Genomic DNA, 17939 nt, shown 5'->3' on the forward strand with positions numbered 1-17939 from the left:
AAGAGAAGAAGCAGGAACCCATTAAGGGTACCTGCTTCAATTCAATTCTAGGAGCAGTGTGAAGAGATAATGGTGAGAGTATGCCGATGTTTTCGTAAAATCCCAAGCAGCGGCAGGCAATCAACTATATTTAAAGAGAGCCATTTTTATGTGGAAACGGTATAATAAATGGGCAGAAGTAGACATTAAAATGGACTGCATTTGATTTTAATGGCGTGTATATAACTGAATTATGAGAGAAGGAACCATTATACAAAAAGACAAAAGAAGAAAAGGAGAAACTATGACAAAAAGTAATGAAACAGGATGGAATTTAGACAATAGTTATTCCCGTCTTCCGGAAAAATTTTTCACCAGTACCAACCCGACTCCTGTAAGTTCACCGGAGTTGATCATTCTCAATGAACAGTTGGCAGCATCCCTTGGTTTGGACGTTCAGGCCTTGCAAAGCGAAGATGGCGTAGCGGTGTTTGCTGGAAATCGGATTCCAGAAGGTGCTTCGCCTCTTGCTCAAGCATACGCGGGGCATCAATTCGGGCATTTTAACATGTTAGGGGACGGACGGGCGGTGCTTCTTGGCGAGCAGATCTTGCCTCAAGGCGGGAGAGTCGATATCCAGCTGAAGGGTCCTGGAAGAACGCCATACTCCCGCGGGGGTGATGGCCGGGCTGCACTTGGACCGATGCTGCGCGAATACATCATCAGCGAAGCGATGCATGGACTCGGCATTCCTACCACCCGAAGTCTGGCGGTGGTGACAACCGGTGAATCAGTAATCCGCGAAACCGGGCTGCCTGGTGCAATTATGACCCGTGTGGCTGCAAGTCATCTGCGTGTAGGAACCTTTCAATTCGCTGCAAAATGGGGAACGGTTGAGGAACTACGGGCCCTTGCCGACTATACAATAAAGCGTCATTATCCAGACGTTGAAGCAGATGAGAACCGCTATCTTTCGCTATTTCAGGAAGTGATCAAGCGACAGGCTGAGCTTATTGCACAATGGCAGCTGGTCGGCTTCATTCATGGGGTAATGAATACTGACAACATGACGATTAGCGGAGAAACCATCGACTATGGTCCTTGCGCCTTCATGGATGCCTATGATCCGGCAACGGTTTTCAGTTCCATTGATACCCAAGGCCGCTATGCTTATGGCAATCAGCCCTATATTGCCGGGTGGAATCTTGCACGATTTGCTGAAGCATTATTGCCGCTGTTGCATGATGATCAGGAGCAGGCTGTTAAACTGGCCCAGGATAAGATTTCAGTTTTTAATGAGTTGTATCAATCTAATTGGCTAGCGGGAATGAGAGCAAAACTGGGGCTATTTAACGAAGAGTCACAGGATGAAGCGCTTATTGATGACCTCCTCAATATGATGAAGAAGCATGGTGCAGACTATACCAATACCTTCCGCACATTAACTTTTGATACACCGAAGGATACTGTCCTATTTGGGACGCCTGAATTCGCTCAGTGGCATGAGCTCTGGCAGGCGAGACTAGGCAGGCAGAAGGAATCGAAAGCATCCTCGAATCAGTTGATGCAAAACAGCAATCCTGCGGTTATCCCTCGAAACCACCGGGTAGAAGAGGCACTGGAAGCAGCAGTGGAAAAAGGAGACTACAGCGTGATGGAGCGGCTTTTAGATGTTCTTTCAAACCCTTACGCGCACTCCGCCGAACAGGCTGAATACTCCACACTGCCTGAGTCGACAACACCTTACCGGACCTTTTGCGGTACCTGATTTATAAGGATTAGAGAAGTCAATTTGTGAGGCTGAAAGACAAAAGAAGGATCCTAGAACATTCTCCTCATTAAGCGTGAATGAGGATGAAATGGATTTTGGAATAAAAACCGCCTAGTGTTTGGAGATCATAAAGGAGCTCTCTCGATTGAAAGATGATCAGTTGTAAACGATTATCTTTCAATCGAGGGAGCCATTTTTCTGTACTACATGACCATTAGTAAAATAGTTTTGTTTGAAGAATATCCATGGCACGCTCAATATCCTCTAAATCTTCTTTCGAAGCATTTTGCAATCGACTTTGGAAACGAGATTCTACGATTGCAAAGGCTTCGTTCATCATGGTTTCCCCCTCTTTCGAGAGACGAATATATTGTTTTCGTCGATCTTCGGAATCACTTAATTTTTCGATTAAATTCTTTTCGCTTAATTTTTTCAGCTCACGACTCGTGTTTGGCATTGATATATGCTGACAGTCACTGATTTCACTTGGAGTGACAGGCTGACTTACAGTTATATATTCAAGAATGTTATATTGAACTGGCGTGATGGAATCAGATTTAGCATTTTGTGTTAATTCGTGTGTCACCTGATGAGCAGAAGTTGTAAATGACACCCATTTATCAAAAAGAGCTTTTTTGTCCATAACTTTCACCTCTTACTGAGAAGATAACAAAAATATTATCATAATACAATTATCATTTGACAATAAAAATCTGTGAGTGTTATAATTTTATTATCAAATGATAAGTAAATAGGGGGTGCGTCATGAACATGCTAGTCATTTACACATATCCTAATCACAAAAGTTTAAGTTATGCGTTTTTACAGAAAATCATCAAAGGTAGTAATGAGAACCCTAACATAAAGGAGTTGCAGGTCTTAGATTTATATGAAGAGGGCTTTAATCCACTCCTAGTGTTCAATGAGCATAAACGAAGGCGTGATATGCACCGTGATCCTCACCTTGAAAAATATAGAAATCAAATTACTTGGGCTGACCAGATTGTCTTTGTCTATCCAATCTGGTGGGGGAGACCTCCCGCAATGCTTATGGGATATATTGATCAATTATTTGCTGCAAATTTTGCCTACAGGGATAAGAAGGGACTTCTACCAGAAGGACTTTTAAAAGGAAAGTCAGTTGTATGTGTTTCCACTATGAAGGGACCCACAAAATATCCACTTCTCTGGTTGAATAATGCGCATAAAATATTGATGAAAAAAGCCTTATTTAATTTTGTGGGTATCAAAAAAGCTAAGTTTTTTGAATTTGGTAATATGGAAAGTTCAAATGGAAAACAAACAAAAAAACTAGATAAGGTATATCGGTATTTCAAAAAGTTGGAAAGCTAAGATAATCGTTTTCGTTACTTTTTACGAGATTAATAGAGAAACCCCATTCATGTACGGAACAGCGTAATGTACATGAATGGGGTTGGTAGTATTTAGACGTTCTTTAAATATTGCACTAAATCCGATAAATCTTACTCCGTAATTAGTTCAGTTTAGTTTTAAAAAATCTCCATTTAGTCTTAATGAACGAAAGAATCGTACAAATCACTATAATGGTAAATGAAGCTAACCCACTAAACCAAATGCTTTGAAAATCACTTATGTAAGGTTGAATAATGTATGAGATAACTATAGCTAATACTGCGCTTATTGGAATGAAATTCGCAACTTGCCCTTTACTAAATACTATTGCCAGAAATGGTGCTAGCAATGCTGAATATATATTTCCAGAATAAAATAAAAGCTCTAATAAGGTTGGAGAATTGAAGAGTGTAGCAACAAAAACCATTCCTCCAATCAAGATTGATAGAAGATAGGCCATTCTTATTTTTTGCTGGTCACTTTTTTTAGTTTGGAAAGGTTCTAAAATATTGGCCACAATTAAGCTTATTAATGAATGTAGACAGGCACCAAATGTGGAGGTGATTGCACTAAATGCACATAATATGAAAAGAATAAAAATGAAAGGTGTCGTAATCTTGTTAGCTAATCCAACTAAAATAGAATGTATATCAGTGAACCCACCTGTAAAGATAACCATGATAAAAAGAGATGAAAAGGATAATGGGAATGTAATCCATATAAGACCAGATAAGGAAAATGTTAAGGGGACTTTTTTTATTTCTATCATAAATAGACGATGCCATGATGTGAGGTCAAAGAAAAACTGACCGAACCCTACTAGAAGCCCTGCAAAAATAAAATTCCATAAATCATACTTATTGATTACTAGCATATATGGGTGATATAGACGGATCCCATCATAAACAGGTTGAATCCCTTCCTTGACGAAAAAGTATAATGGAATTAAGATAGCGGCGGCAAACATAGAAATGACTTGAAAAGATGCGATTCCGTGAATAAATTTTAACCCGCCGAATCCAGCAAAAAGAACACAAAAACAGAAAAAGAAGAACAACCCTACATAAAGTGGCGTATCAAAAAGAAATTGACAAAGGGTAGACGCTGCCATTCCCTGAATGAATAAAGTGTGTAAACTAGTTAATACCAGAATCACTATCAATATCCAATATCCAAGGGGATGAAGTCTGGTTTTTAAATAGTCTCCCATAGTCAATCCCACAGGGAAATCCTGTCGAACTCTCCGCCCTATAAAACTGAACATAAATAGAGCAATAGCTCCCATTAGAGCATAGCCAATTCCTCCGAAAACTCCATACTTTACCATGGACTCAGGAGAGGATAATATCGTGGTTCCTGTCACCCAACGTGCCAGGAGGGAGATAATTCCTAAGCCCATCCCAATTTGAATAGGGCCTTGTACGTATTCTTGAAATGAACGAGGACGCAATGTTTATTTTCCTTTCTCACGGAACTCTTTTGGCGTTATTCCTTCTGTCTTACGGAATATAGTGCTGAAATAATGTTGACTATTAAAACCTGAGTTTTCAGCAACGTCTGATATGTTCCAACTCGTGTTATTGGTTAAAAATCGTTTAGCGGCTTGTATTCTATAATGTATTAAATATTCTGTAAAAGAAGCGCCGACTTCTTCGTGAAATTTCCTACTCAAATAGGTCGGGTTTGTATGTACTTCACGAGCAATGTCGGAAAGAGAGATTTTTTCAGCAAAATTGTCATGAATAAATGAAAGCGAATGATGAATTAGGCTTGAATAATCATGAGATGAGTCTTGTTTTTTATACTTAGATAGAACTTTATGCAAATCACTTTCAATTACAGGTTTCGTTAAATAATCAACCACTCCTATTCTTATGGATTGTTGGGCATAATCGAAACTTTGATGTGCTGTAACCATTATTATTTCTACTTCTTTGTTTACCGCCCTCAGGTCTTCACCAAATTCAAGACCGGATCGCCCAGGTAGATTAATATCTAAAAAAGCGAGGTTTATTTTGAAATTTTGGTTGATGGTAAGTGCTTGACAGGCATCAGCGGCTTTGTGAAACTTCCAAAAAGGGTATATAGACTGAATCATATATTCCATTTGTTCAAGTTCTAATGGTTCGTCATCAACTAATAAAACATTCATTCCGAAGCTCCCTCCTCAACTCTCTTATCATAAACCAGTGGCCAAACTACCTTTACCCTTGTTCCTGACTCATTAGAAGAAATAATTATTTGTGCACGGTTACTAAAGTACAAATCTAAACGTTTTTGGATATTGTCTAAGCCATGACCGCCTTTCTCTGTAAAGGAAGTGGCTTTTACCATTAAACCATTATCTATTACTTCTAAATATATCGTCTGGGAATCCTGATAGAATCGGATACTAAGAAGTGCTTCTCCCACTTTTTTTTCTAAACCGTGTTTAAACGAATTCTCAACTAAAGTCTGCAGAATGAAGGGTGGAACTAGTGCAATTAATAATTGGTCGGGGCACTCCATATCTATCTTAAGCCGATCACCAAAGCGAAGACTTTGAATATCTAGATAATGCTGAGTATACTGAATTTCTTGAGCTAGGGGAATTAATGGTTCAGATGCTTTATACTTGAATTTTAAGAATTGCGAAAATGCCTCTAGGGCACGTATCAATTCTGTCGTTCTGTTTAAACGTGCCAAGCTTAATATGACATTTAGTGTATTAAACAAAAAGTGAGGCTGAATTTGCTGGTTTAATTTATTATATTGGGCTTCTTGGAGTGCTTGTTCCAGCCGTATCTCTTTGTTTTTATTTTCAAGAAGATCAATTCTCTTCTCAAATACAAACAGAAATAAAAGAGCAATAGCTCCCATGATAGGAGCTAAAATAAAAAGCATGATTAATAATGTAAATCCCTCGTAACTAAGCATTATGAACCTCTAATGATAATATTTTTATATAACTTTAATAATTCTGCTTATTAGTATCTTACTAAAGACTCCTTCGGAAATCTATTACAATTTATGACACGATGTGACAAGCGACTTGATGATTTTGGGCAGAAATCTTTAATTCAGGTAGCTGTGATTTGCAGATATCTATAGCAAAAGGACACCGTGTATGAAAGCGGCAGCCGCTTGGAGGATCAATAGGTGAGGGGACATCACCCGTTAATAGAATTCGTTCTCTTTCTTGCACTGGATTTGGAACTGGGATAGCAGATAGTAATGCCCGTGTATATGGGTGCTGCGGCTGTTCAAAAATGGACTTTTTGTCAGCAATTTCGACTATCTTTCCTAGGTACATGACCATTACACGATCCGAGATATGTCTAACCACACCTAAATCATGTGAAATAAAAAGAAAGGTAAGATCGAATTGTCGTTGTAATGATTTTAATAAATTTAGTACTTGCGCTTGAATAGAGACATCAAGTGCAGATACAGCTTCGTCACAAATGATCAATTTTGGATCTACTGCAAGTGCCCGTGCAATACCGATTCTCTGCCGTTGGCCCCCGCTAAATTCGTGTGGGTATCTTTCCATAGATTCTGGTCTCAAGCCGACATGGCCTAATAATTCTTCAATTCTGCTCTTTCGGTTTTCTTTAGGCACTACATTTTGTATGGATAAGGCTTCTCCGAGAATTTGTCCTACAGTCTGTCTAGGATTAAGGGAGGCAAATGGATCCTGAAAAATAACTTGCAAATCCTTCCTTGTACTCCTCATTTCTTTTTTTCCTAAACTTAGTAAATCCTTATCCTGAAAGTGTATACTCCCACTTGTAGGTTCATCTAATCGAAGAATGGCCCGTCCAGTTGTCGATTTACCACAGCCAGATTCACCAACTATACTCAAGGTTTCTCCCTGATAGATATTAAAGCTAATGTCGTCAACAGCTTTTACATGATTAATAGTTCTCCCGAAAAACCCACCCTTAATTGGGAAATATTGTTTCAATTGATTTACTTTTAGCAGAACCTTTTTCTCTACAACTGGTAATACCATTATTAAACCCCTACTTTCTCTTGAGCGTCATATTCTTTCTCCCATTGGGGGGTAAACATCCAACAGCTGACCTGGGTACTTGGGCCGGTTGTTTGAAGATCTGGTACGGCCTGTTCACAAATTTTCTTTGCATGTGTACAACGGGGTGCAAAGCTGCAGCCTTTGGGCATATTGTATGGACTTGGAACAGTCCCAGGTATGGTAGTCAATTCTTCCTGGTCCATGTCGAGACGTGGTAGGGAGTTCAATAAACCAATCGTGTATGGATGTTTAGGATTTGTGAATATCTCTTTTGCCAGTGTGTATTCAACAATTTTTCCTGCGTACATGACAGCTACTCGGTCGCATGTTTCATATACGACCCCTAAATCATGAGTAATCAAAATGACAGCCGTACCGAAATCCTTTTGCAGGGTTTTTATTAGCTCTAAAATTTGGGCTTGAATCGTCACATCAAGGGCTGTTGTAGGTTCATCCGCTATTAATACCTCAGGGTGGCATGCAAGTGCCATTGCAATCATGACCCTTTGTCTCATTCCGCCGCTTAGTTCATGCGGCTCCTGTTTTGCCCTTTTTTCAGGAGAGGGGATTCCGACAAGCCGAAGCATGTCAACTGCTTTGTTCCAAGCTTCTTTTTTTCCTAGCTTTTGATGAAGTCTTATAGCTTCTGCAATTTGTTCACCCGCTGAATAAACGGGATTTAATGATGTCATTGGTTCCTGAAAAATCATAGAAATCTCATTACCACGTATGGATCGCATCTGTTTTTCAGTCTTTGTAAGTAGATCCTCACCTTTAAAAAGGATGCTGCCCCCGGTAATTTTTCCGGGAGGGGATTGGATTAACCTTAATAGTGATAAGGAAGTAATACTTTTACCACTCCCAGATTCCCCTACAATTCCAAGAGTTTCCCCTTTGTTTAGGGTGAAACTAATTCCATTAACTGCTTTACTCGTTCCTTCATCAGTAAAAAAGTAGGTCTGCAGATTTTTAACTTCCAGTATTTTTTCTTCAAACTGTTTCATCTTAGTACCTCCCTAATTTAAGTCTATTCGCTTGTTAAAGTATCGATAGAGGACATCTACAGCTAGATTCATAAATACAAAGATAACAGATGCAATAAGGACCCCGCCTTGTACCATTGGTAAATCTCTCGTTCTAATGGCATCAACTATTAACCTACCAAGTCCATTGATGGCAAATACGGACTCTGTTAATACGGTACCGCCAAGGAGCGCACCGAACTGAAGACCAACGACTGTAATAACAGGGATAAGCGCATTTTTTAGACCGTGCTTATATATAATGACATGCTCTTTTAATCCCTTGGCTTTTGCTGTACGAATATAGTCTTGACGAACAACTTCGAGCATACTTGACCTTGTCATTCTAGCTACAATTGCAGCTCCTCCCGCCCCAAGGGTAATAGCTGGGAGAATCATGTGATTAATAGTTCCCCAACCTGAAACAGGAAACCACTGAAGATTAACGGAAAAAAAGTAGATAAGCATCAGACCTAACCAAAAACTAGGTAAAGAGATTCCTAATAAAGCAACGATCATGATAGAAATGTCAGCTGCTGAGTATTGCTTAGTGGCTGAGATAATTCCCGCCACCATTCCAAGGACAACGGTTATAAAAATACTTGCAAGGGCAAGTTCTAGGGTGATTGGCAAGCGGACCAAAATCTCGTCCAAAACAGGGCGGCTACTACGAAGTGATTCTCCAAAATCACCTTGTACAGCATGGATTACATAGTCAAAGTACTGATAGAGGATTGGACGATCCAAGCCAAGCTGATGTCGAATCATTTCTATCGTTTCTTTAGTTGCTCCTTCACCTGCAAGCAGGGTTGCCGGGTCTCCGGGAACCATCTGCATGATGAGAAAAACCACAAGACTTACTCCTAGTAATACCGGTATGGTTTGCAAAATTCGCCGGACAATAAATACAAACATTTTCTCTCCTCCTTATTTTTTCATTCTTGGGTCTAGGGCATCTCTTAGTCCATCACCGAAGACGTTGAATCCGAGTACAAGTGTTGATATGGCGATTCCTGGAAACAAAGCGATGTGAGGGGCACTGAACAAATAATCTCGTCCGCTGCTTAACATGGCTCCCCATTCTGGTGAAGGAGGCTGAGCTCCTAGTCCTAGGAATGACAAGCCGGCTGCCGATAGAATGGCTGTAGCTAGACGTAATGTAGCTTGAACGATGACAGGTGAAAGAATATTAGGGAAAATGTGTTTGAAAATAATCGTGAAGTCAGTGGCACCTAATGCACGAATGGCATCAATATATTCAAGCTTCCTGACTGAAAGTGTGGAACCCCGTACAATACGTGCAAACATAGGAATTGAAAAGACACCAACTGCTACCATTACGTTAATTAAACTTGGCCCTAGAGCACTTATAATTGCAAGGGCAAGCAATATTCCTGGGAAAGCAAGTAGAACATCAACAATCCTCATAATGACGGTATCAATCCATTTTCCATAATAGCCTGCTGTTAATCCTAAGAGTATGCCAATAAACGCCCCGAAGAACACAGAGACAAATCCAACAGATAATGAAAGACGGGTTCCATATAATAATCTGCTTAAAATATCTCTTCCCTTATCATCTGTTCCCATCCAATGATCTGCTGAGGGTGTCTGGAGTTTGTTGACTAAATCAATTTCATAGGGATCCTGTGGTGAAATTAAAGGTGCAAAAATGGCTAATAAAATATAAAAAAGTACGATGTACCCGCCTATCAATGCCAATTTATTTCTCTTAAACTTTTTATAAAAGGCTTTCCAGTGTTTTAGTTTTGAAGATTTTTTGTTGTTTAGATTTAATTCGGTATTATTTATAACGACCTCTGGCTTCATGGCAACTCCTCCTTTTCTTTCATTAAATTTATTCAAAATAGGTATTGAAGTAAATATGATGCGGAAAAGCAGTAAAGATAATAAAAAAATGAGTAAAGATTCTGAAAATATAAAATTTTGTTTTTTTTTATAATTTGAATATGCCCAATGTACTAATAGAAAAAAGTTGCTTGGAAAACAAAAGCAAGTATGAAAGGGAGGAAAAATAATGAGAAAAGGTATGGTTGGATTACTATTTGCATCGTTATTAGGTATTTCATCGGTTTTATCTGGATGTACATCAGATCAAACCAGCAGCAAGGAACCAGAAAGAGAAGCGAAAGAAGGGGGAACACTAGTCGTCGCCCGGCTATCTGACGCGACTACCCTAGACCCTCATTTCATTACAGACATTCCTTCAGCAAATGTTGTATATGAAAAGGTTTATGAAACATTGGTTGTTCCCGACAAAAACATGGAACCACAACCTCTGCTCGCAAAAGAATGGAAACAGCTCGATGATGTAACGTGGGAGTTTAAACTGCGTGAGGGAGTGAAATTCCATGATGGAGCACCATTCAATGCTGAAGCGGTAAAAACTAACTTTGACAGATTACTAGATCCAAAAACATCTTCTCCTCAAGCGGGTAAATTGGAAATGATCAAAGAAATCAAAGTAGTTGATGAAACGACTGTACAATTTAAACTGAAATACCCTTATGCTCCACTATTATCCATATTAGTAAGTAATGAAGGGAGCATTTTAAGTCCCAAAGCCATTACAGAAAATAGTGACAAGCTAGGCCAAAATCCTGTTGGAACAGGACCATTTGTTTTTAAATCTTGGAAGTCAGGAGAAGAGATTGCACTATCAAAAAATAAGGACTATTGGGGAGATAAACCTAAGATTGATGGGGTAGTATTCAAGGTTGTTCCTGAAGATGCTACGAGAATTGCGATGGTTGAAACAGGTGAAGCACATGTGACTGATCAAGTACCCGTGACTGAGATTGATAGGATTGAAGCATCAGACACAATGGATTTATATCGCACAGATGGACTTGCTGTTGAATACCTAAGCTTTAATGTTAAGAATAAGCCATTCGATGATGTACGTGTTCGTAAAGCGGTCGCGCATGCGATTGAGGTTGACTCTATTATTAAAGGCGTTTATAACGATGTTGGTACGAAGGCAAATTCCACAATGAGCCCGAAGGTTTTTGGCTATGATCCAGATATAAAAGGATACGACTATGATATAAATGAATCGAAAAAGCTGTTGAAGGAAGCCGGAATTAAGGATGGCTTGGAGATTACATTAACAACGAGTGATCGTAAGGAAAGAATAAATATGGCAGAGGTAATTCAATCCCAGTTAAAAGGAATTGGAATTAAGGTCAAAATTCAAGTTCTTGAATATGGGGCTTATATTGACGCGACTGCTAAAGGTGAACATCAGGTTTCAATAGGTGGTTGGGGCAATGCTACGGGAGATGGAGATTATAATCAATTCAATCTTTTTGATAGCAAATCCCAAGGTGCTGCTGGAAATAGTTCATTCTACAGTAATCCTGAAGTGGATAAATTGATTGAAACAGCACGTAAAGAATCAGATGGAGATAAACGTAAGGAACTATATTCGAAAGCACAAGAAATTGAAAGAGAAGAAGTACCATATGTTCCAATCCGTAACTATGAACATCTAGCCGTTTATGGAGAAACTGTTAAAGGACTTTGGCTGAATCCAGCAAATTATTTAATGCTTGATGACATAACTGTGCAGTAGAGAATTTATCAAAAAGGGCAGACAGCATACGGCCGTTATGCTGTCTTCTCAATTAGGAGGGAAAATATGATTGATTTGCTGCTCATTCATGGGACTGTGATAACTATGGATCAAAATAGACGAATTCTTCAAGATGGTGCCATCGCCATAAACCAAGGAAGAATTTTAGACGTTGATTTAACAGAAAAACTGAAATCGAAGTATGAGGCAAAAAAAGTTATTGATTGTAGCCATCAATGTATATTGCCTGGATTAATAGATGTTCATGGTCATGGAGGACATTCTATGTTTAAAACAATTGCTATGGAGAATATTGATTTTTGGATGCCTATTATGACAAACACGTATAAACATTTTGTAACAGATGACTTTTGGTACTACGAAGGAAAACTCTCCTCTCTAGAGAGATTAAAGGCTGGCGTGACAACAGGTGTAAGTGTTTTAGGCTCCATGCCACGATCCGATGATCCAATTTTCGCAATAAATCATGCGAAAGCGTACGCTGAAGTAGGTGTTAGAGAGGTTGTCTGCACGGGTCCTTGCAACCCTCCATGGCCTCATTCATTCAGCCGATGGATTGACGGAAAAAGAATTGTAAAGGAAGTTTCCTATGAAGAAGTATTAATGGGGGCAGAAGCTGTAATTGAAGCGCTGAATCATGCAAATGAAGACCGCACGAGAGCGTTTATTACACCATTTGTCATTGTTACGTCCGTTGATCCCTCCAATCCCACATCTCCTGACAGGCTTTATGGGTTAAATAATCATGATCTTTATCAAGCGAAAAAAATTAGAGAAATTGCCAGGAAATATGACACAAGGATACACTCTGATGCCTTTGGTGGGATGATTCATTTAGCGATACAGGATAAGGAAAATGCCTTGTTGGGTCCCGATGTCCATTTACAGCATTGTCGCGGTATTTCCTTTGATGAGGCAAGGATACTTGCAGAAACAGGTACTAATGTTAGTGCATCTCCTGGATTTGGGCAGGTTCATGCACGTACCCCTATAACTGAATTATTAGAAATGGGTGCAACTGTAGCAATCTCTACAGATGGGACTTCCCCTTCTACAAGTTTTGATATGTTTCAGGCAATGAGGAAAACACAGTTTGTTCACCAAGCAGCACTTAGAGACTATTATTATTTACCCCCTGGCAAGCTATTAGAAATGATTACGATAGATGCAGCGAAATGCATTGGCTGGGATGATGAAATAGGCTCCCTCGAGATTGGGAAAAAAGCGGATGTCATCACAGTCAATCTGCATCAGCCGCATCTGACTCCAGAATTCATGCATGTTCATAGACTTGTATTTCAAGCAGTGGCGAATGATGTGGAGCATGTCATTGTCGACGGCAAATTAATTATGGAAGGGCGAAATGTACGAACAGTTCATGAAAGTACAGTACTAAATGAGGCAAATGAAGAGGCGTTTTCAACGATAAAGCGTGCTGGACTCGAAAAATATATGCAGCCGACGAAATATTTCTGGGGAAATGCCCGTGCATATGTAGATGAAAAGAGATATGACGAATGAGAAAACACTGCTGCTATGTGGAAAGGAGAATAAGATGAAAATCAAACTTAAAGGAAGATACGTAATTGGTTATGATGGGTGCGACCATGTCATTTTGGAAAATGCGGAGATTGTTTATGAAAAAGACACGATTGTGTATGTTGGAAAAAATTATACTGAAGAAGTAGATGAGGTGATAGACGCTGGTAATGCTATCATTAGTCCTGGGTTTATAGATTTAAATGCATTAGGGGACATTGACCATGATATTTTACATTTAGAAGCTGGTTCTAATAGACAGAAAAACCTTCTCTGGTCAGAGCAATATATAGAAAGGGGACATCATGAATTAATGACCGAGGAAGAAGAGTCCTTTAAATCTTTATATGCTTATTCACAGCTCATTCTTCATGGGGTAACAACAGCCATGCCTATAACTTCTGTTTTTTATAAAGGCTGGGCTGAAACCTATGAAGAATTAGCATCTGCAGCGAAACATGCGGCTAGCTTAGGGTTAAGAATTTACCTAGGACCCAGTTATCAATCTGGGATTAGAGTCGTCCAGCCTGATGGAAATATAAAACTACACTGGGATGAAAAAGCGGGGGAAGCTGGATTACAGAGAGCTGTAGAGTTTGTAGAAAAACTTGATGGAGCCTTTGAAGGATTGGTTAGAGGGATGCTTGCCCCAGAACGTATCGAGTCTCAAACTGAAGATAATTTGCTTCAGACAAAGTATTACAGTGAAAAATTAGGGGTTCCCATAAAGCTTCATGCTGCACAAGGAAGTTTTGAGTTCAACACCATATTGGAAGAACATGGTGTAACACCTATTAGGTATTTGTACGATCTTGGTTTTCTGGGTCCAAGAACAGGGATACCGCATGCCCATTTTGTGTCAGGATATAGTGAAGCGAGATACGGCAAGGGTGATGACTTAGCGCTTCTAAAAGAAACAAATACAACAGTGATTCATTGCCCTCTAATTATCGGGAGGCATGGTTCAGCTTTAGAATCCTTTGCAAAATATAAAAGGTCAGGAATAAATATAGCGCTTGGAACGGATACCTTCCCTCCAGATATGTTTCAGAATGTTAGGACAGGGAGTATGCTCTCACGGCTGGTGGAAAAAGAGGTTGAAGGCTCTACGTATGCCGATCTCTTTCGGTCAGCCACTCTTGGTGCGGCTGCTTTCCTTGGGAGGAACGATCTCGGCCGTATTGCTGTAGGTGCAAAAGCAGATATTATTGCGATTGACTTAGACAGTTTTCATATGGGTGTAATAGATGATCCCATTCGAACCATGTTCGTTAGTGGATCTGGAAGAGACGTTAAATTATCTATCATTAATGGCAGGATAGTCATGGAAAATCAAAATATACCTAATCTTGATATGGAAGTAATCAAAGACAAGGGACAAAAATATTTTAACAAGATGAGAAGAGGATATATGGAAAGAGATTATCAGCAGCTTTCAGAGAAGGAATTGTTTCAGCCGTCGTTTAAGGTTGTAGAATCGATAGATCATACAGAAGCATGAACATTATTTTATTAAAAACAAGTAAAGAAAATGAAAAATATAGTAAAGATTTTCAAAATAAATTTTCTGAATATTTCCTATAATTAGATAAATGGTCACGGAAACAAAATAAAAGCAGGAGGTCGAAGTCCATGGGGTTAAAACGAGGTATAAGGAATTTTTTTCTAGTCATAATTGTGGCTATCGTAATTACTGGCTGTTCTTCTAATCATGACGTAAGCACAAAAGCAAGTGATCCGAACAAAGCATCAAAGGAAGGGGGAACCTTAGTTATTGCTCGTTTATCAGATGCTGAGAATTTGGATCAGCAATTTATGTCCACGATTAATGCCGCTAGTGTTACTCACCATAAAATCTATGAAGGGCTTGTGCAACGAGATAAAAATAGTGAGATACAGCCTATGCTAGCAGAAAAATGGAACCAGATAAATGACACAACCTGGGAATTTAAGCTTAGACATGATGTGAAGTTTCATGATGGCACACCATTTAATGCGGATGCAGTAAAAAAGACGTTTGACAGACTATTAGATCCGAATGTTGCTTCTCCTAGAGCCGTAGTATTCGATATGGTAAAAGAAGTGAAACCAGTTGATGAATATACCGTGCAATTCATTCTAAAGGAACCTTTTTCCCCACTGCTTTCTATCTTAGCGAATCATGAAGGAGGGATTATAAGTCCAAAAACTATTGAAAAGTATGGAAAGAAAATTATCCAAGAACCGAATGGGACCGGTCCTTTTGTTTTTGATTCATGGTCACCAGGCCAAGAAATTACATTGACGAAAAACAAAAATTATTGGGGAGACAAGCCAAAGGTGGACAAAGTTATCTTCAAGGTTGTCCCAGAAGACTCTACAAGAATATCCATGATAGAAACGGGAGAAGCGCATATTGCAGAACCTCTTCCTGTAGCTGTCATGGACCAGGTAGAATCCTCAGCGGCTATGGATGTTTACCGCAATGAAGGGTATGGTACCGAATATATAGGATTTAATGTCAATAAAGAACCGTTTAATGATGTCCGTGTCCGTAAAGCTATAGCCCATGCCATTGAAATGGATTCCATTATTAAGGGTGTCTTTAATAATGTTGGTGTAAAGGCAAATTCCTTAATGGGATCTAAGGTATTCGGGTACGACACTGATCTAAAAACCTATGATTACAATCTTAAAGAAGCCAAGAAATTGATGGCTGATGCTGGTTATTCTAAAGGTCTTGATGCAACTATTCTAACAATGGATAGTAAAGAAAGAGTTAATTTGGCAGAAGTACTTCAATCTCAGTTAAAAGGTATCGGGATTCATTTGAAGGTTCAGGTCATGGAGTACGGTTCGTTCGTTGAACAAGTAAATAAAGGGCAATCGGAAATGTTTATAATCAGTTGGAGAAATGCAACGGGAGATGCTGATTATAATCAATATAATCTTTTTCATACGGATTCACAGGGCGCGGCTGGAAATACCTTCTTTTACAGCAATCCAAAGGTTGATAATTTAATAGATGCTGCCCGTAAAGAAAAAGAGGAGGAAAAACGCAAAGATCTATACGCAGAGGCACAAGAGATTGAGCTGAGTGATACCCCATATATTCCTGTAAGGGTCATTGAAAATGTTGCCGCAGTCTCGAAAGAAGTAAAAGGGTTTTCAATCAGTCCTTCAGGCTATCTAGAGATTAATGACATAACATTAAAGTGATAATAATATATGAAGAAAAAGTTCATCCAGTCCAGGATGAGCTTTTTCGTTGGAGATGAAAAAGTAAAAATAACATAAAAATGAGTAAAAATCCTGAATTTATAAAATGTCCTTTAGAATTATAATGAAATAGATGCATGTTCAATCTGGAGTGGAAGGGTGAGTTTAATGTCACAATCGTATTGGTTAACGAATGTACGTTTGGAAAATGGATTTACTTATAATGAAAATGAAACGATTACTGGTACCGCAACCGGAAATTACCACGTTAGGATTGAAAGCGGAAAAATTTCTTCTATTATTTTAGCAAAGGAATCTATAACAGATCAAAACCCACAATATGATGTTCGTGGCCTTCTGATGGTCCCTTCGTTTAAAGAAATGCATATTCATATTGATAAAACTTACTATGGTGGTCCTTGGAAGGCTTGTATGCCAGCAATTAATGGTGTGAAAACCCGGATAGAAGAAGAACAGGTATTACTTCCTAAATTATTACCTACTGTCAAAGAAAGAGCAGAAAAAATGTTGGATTTATTATTGGACTTCGGATCTACTCATATACGCACCCATTGTAATGTAGACCCCGTTATAGGCTTGAAAAATTTAGAGGCTACATTACAAGCGTTAGAAGGATATAAAGATAAATTAACTCATGAAATAGTCGCATTTCCACAGCATGGACTATTACGCAGCAACTCCGTAGGGCTAATTAGGGAGGCCATGAAGAATGGGGCGAATCTTGTAGGTGGAGTGGACCCTGCCTCCATTGATGAAAATATAGAACGGTCTCTTGAAACAATCATGGATATTGCTGTTGAATCGAATTCCGATATTGATGTTCATTTACATGATCCAGATCAGCTTGGACTCTTTACTATGCAACGCCTTGCTTCCATAACGGAAGACGCAGGATGGCAAGGAAGAGTAGCTGTGAGCCACGCCAGCGGTTTGGCCGATCTTTCAGTTTCAGAGGCAACGAGTATAGCCGAAAGGTTTTCGGAATTAGGAATATCCATTACATCCACAGTGCCTATTTTCAGAACGATCCCAATCCCTCTGTTACATGAAAAAGGCGTAAAAGTTGAATTGGGTAATGATAGCATTACTGATCATTGGACACCTTTTGGTATCGGGGACAATCTTGAAAAGGTCGGTCGCCTTGCAGAGAGATTTCGCATGATTGACGAAAGATCTTTAGCTAGTAGCCTACAATTCATTACAGGAGGAAAGACTCCATTAAACCAAGAAGGAGTCAAGACATGGCCTAATATTGGGGATGAAGCGAATATAGTTCTGGTTGAAGCCAGCTGTTCAGCAGAAGCGGTGGCTAGAAGGTCAAAACGTGCCGCTGTCATCTTTAGAGGTAATGTTGTAAGTGGATCTATTTCATCTTTTGAGAAGACAGGTGTCTAATCTTCTATT

General features: G+C 39.2%; 15 protein-coding genes. 7 read left to right on the forward strand and 8 right to left on the reverse strand.

Features of this window, described 5'->3' with window-relative positions; all coding sequences use genetic code 11:
- Positions 1-283 precede the first annotated feature (283 nt).
- A complete protein-coding gene (locus JFU24_RS20755; protein ID WP_201250379.1) occupies positions 284-1747 on the forward strand; it encodes a protein adenylyltransferase SelO in 1464 nt (487 codons plus the stop codon).
- Positions 1748-1964: 217 nt separating this feature from the next.
- Here JFU24_RS20755 and JFU24_RS20760 read toward each other — a convergent pair whose 3' ends face one another.
- A complete protein-coding gene (locus tag JFU24_RS20760) occupies positions 1965-2393 on the reverse strand; it encodes a MarR family winged helix-turn-helix transcriptional regulator (RefSeq protein WP_201186736.1) in 429 nt (142 codons plus the stop codon).
- Positions 2394-2515: 122 nt separating this feature from the next.
- On the opposite strand from JFU24_RS20760, the gene JFU24_RS20765 reads away from it, so the two are divergent.
- Positions 2516-3103, forward strand: a complete 588-nt coding sequence (locus tag JFU24_RS20765) for an NAD(P)H-dependent oxidoreductase (RefSeq protein WP_201223000.1) — start codon at positions 2516-2518, stop codon at positions 3101-3103.
- 142 nt (positions 3104-3245) lie between these two features.
- Here the strand turns inward: JFU24_RS20765 and JFU24_RS20770 are convergent, their stop codons facing one another.
- From JFU24_RS20770 to nikC, 7 genes are all read right to left on the reverse strand, one after another.
- Positions 3246-4574, reverse strand: a complete 1329-nt coding sequence (locus JFU24_RS20770; protein ID WP_201250380.1) for a transporter — start codon at positions 4572-4574, stop codon at positions 3246-3248.
- Between the two features lie 3 nt (positions 4575-4577).
- Complete coding sequence (locus JFU24_RS20775) at positions 4578-5276, reverse strand: response regulator transcription factor (protein WP_053347730.1); 699 nt, start codon at positions 5274-5276, stop codon at positions 4578-4580.
- Positions 5273-6007 (reverse strand): sensor histidine kinase, encoded by a 735-nt coding sequence (locus JFU24_RS20780; protein WP_242485376.1) that lies wholly within the window; start codon positions 6005-6007, stop codon positions 5273-5275. Before JFU24_RS20780 ends, JFU24_RS20775 begins: the two co-directional genes overlap by 4 nt.
- Before the next feature lie 124 nt (positions 6008-6131).
- Complete coding sequence (locus JFU24_RS20785) at positions 6132-7118, reverse strand: ABC transporter ATP-binding protein (protein ID WP_201250381.1); 987 nt, start codon at positions 7116-7118, stop codon at positions 6132-6134.
- Between the two features lie 2 nt (positions 7119-7120).
- Entirely contained in the window at positions 7121-8143 is a 1023-nt protein-coding gene (locus JFU24_RS20790) for an ABC transporter ATP-binding protein (RefSeq protein ID WP_201250382.1), read from the reverse strand.
- A gap of 12 nt (positions 8144-8155) precedes the next feature.
- Complete coding sequence (nikB, locus tag JFU24_RS20795) at positions 8156-9076, reverse strand: nickel ABC transporter permease (RefSeq protein WP_053347726.1); 921 nt, start codon at positions 9074-9076, stop codon at positions 8156-8158.
- Positions 9077-9088: 12 nt separating this feature from the next.
- Entirely contained in the window at positions 9089-9991 is a 903-nt protein-coding gene (nikC, locus tag JFU24_RS20800) for a nickel transporter permease (RefSeq protein WP_201186728.1), read from the reverse strand.
- A 208-nt stretch (positions 9992-10199) separates the two neighbouring features.
- Here nikC and JFU24_RS20805 point away from each other — a divergent pair, with 208 nt between their 5' ends.
- The 5 genes from JFU24_RS20805 (at position 10200) to JFU24_RS20825 (ending at position 17930) form a co-directional block, all read left to right on the forward strand.
- Positions 10200-11756 (forward strand): glutathione ABC transporter substrate-binding protein, encoded by a 1557-nt coding sequence (locus tag JFU24_RS20805; RefSeq protein ID WP_201223002.1) that lies wholly within the window; start codon positions 10200-10202, stop codon positions 11754-11756.
- Between the two features lie 66 nt (positions 11757-11822).
- A complete protein-coding gene (locus JFU24_RS20810; protein ID WP_201223004.1) occupies positions 11823-13298 on the forward strand; it encodes an amidohydrolase family protein in 1476 nt (491 codons plus the stop codon).
- 34 nt (positions 13299-13332) lie between these two features.
- Positions 13333-14817, forward strand: coding sequence for an amidohydrolase family protein (locus tag JFU24_RS20815; RefSeq protein WP_201188053.1), 1485 nt, complete (start codon positions 13333-13335; stop codon positions 14815-14817).
- 131 nt (positions 14818-14948) lie between these two features.
- Positions 14949-16514, forward strand: coding sequence for a glutathione ABC transporter substrate-binding protein (locus JFU24_RS20820; RefSeq protein ID WP_201250383.1), 1566 nt, complete (start codon positions 14949-14951; stop codon positions 16512-16514).
- A 168-nt stretch (positions 16515-16682) separates the two neighbouring features.
- Positions 16683-17930, forward strand: a complete 1248-nt coding sequence (locus tag JFU24_RS20825; protein ID WP_201250384.1) for an amidohydrolase family protein — start codon at positions 16683-16685, stop codon at positions 17928-17930.
- Positions 17931-17939: the final 9 nt, after the last annotated feature.

This window comes from Peribacillus sp. TH27 (genome assembly GCF_016650915.1).
In the GTDB taxonomy this organism is placed as follows: domain Bacteria; phylum Bacillota; class Bacilli; order Bacillales; family DSM-1321; genus Peribacillus; species Peribacillus butanolivorans.

Bases quoted from the DNA above. Each gene is read 5' to 3' on its own strand.
- JFU24_RS20805 (WP_201223002.1), top strand. From the start codon at position 10,200: ATGAGAAAAGGTATGGTTGGATTACTATTTGCATCGTTATTAGGTATT.
- JFU24_RS20780 (WP_242485376.1), bottom strand. From the start codon at position 6,007: ATGCTTTTTATTTTAGCTCCTATCATGGGAGCTATTGCTCTTTTATTT.
- JFU24_RS20815 (WP_201188053.1), top strand. From the start codon at position 13,333: ATGAAAATCAAACTTAAAGGAAGATACGTAATTGGTTATGATGGGTGC.
- JFU24_RS20760 (WP_201186736.1), bottom strand. From the start codon at position 2,393: ATGGACAAAAAAGCTCTTTTTGATAAATGGGTGTCATTTACAACTTCT.
- JFU24_RS20790 (WP_201250382.1), bottom strand. From the start codon at position 8,143: ATGAAACAGTTTGAAGAAAAAATACTGGAAGTTAAAAATCTGCAGACC.
- JFU24_RS20820 (WP_201250383.1), top strand. From the start codon at position 14,949: ATGGGGTTAAAACGAGGTATAAGGAATTTTTTTCTAGTCATAATTGTG.
- nikC (WP_201186728.1), bottom strand. From the start codon at position 9,991: ATGAAGCCAGAGGTCGTTATAAATAATACCGAATTAAATCTAAACAAC.
- JFU24_RS20810 (WP_201223004.1), top strand. From the start codon at position 11,823: ATGATTGATTTGCTGCTCATTCATGGGACTGTGATAACTATGGATCAA.
- JFU24_RS20775 (WP_053347730.1), bottom strand. From the start codon at position 5,276: ATGAATGTTTTATTAGTTGATGACGAACCATTAGAACTTGAACAAATG.
- JFU24_RS20755 (WP_201250379.1), top strand. From the start codon at position 284: ATGACAAAAAGTAATGAAACAGGATGGAATTTAGACAATAGTTATTCC.
- JFU24_RS20765 (WP_201223000.1), top strand. From the start codon at position 2,516: ATGAACATGCTAGTCATTTACACATATCCTAATCACAAAAGTTTAAGT.
- JFU24_RS20825 (WP_201250384.1), top strand. From the start codon at position 16,683: ATGTCACAATCGTATTGGTTAACGAATGTACGTTTGGAAAATGGATTT.
- JFU24_RS20785 (WP_201250381.1), bottom strand. From the start codon at position 7,118: ATGGTATTACCAGTTGTAGAGAAAAAGGTTCTGCTAAAAGTAAATCAA.
- nikB (WP_053347726.1), bottom strand. From the start codon at position 9,076: ATGTTTGTATTTATTGTCCGGCGAATTTTGCAAACCATACCGGTATTA.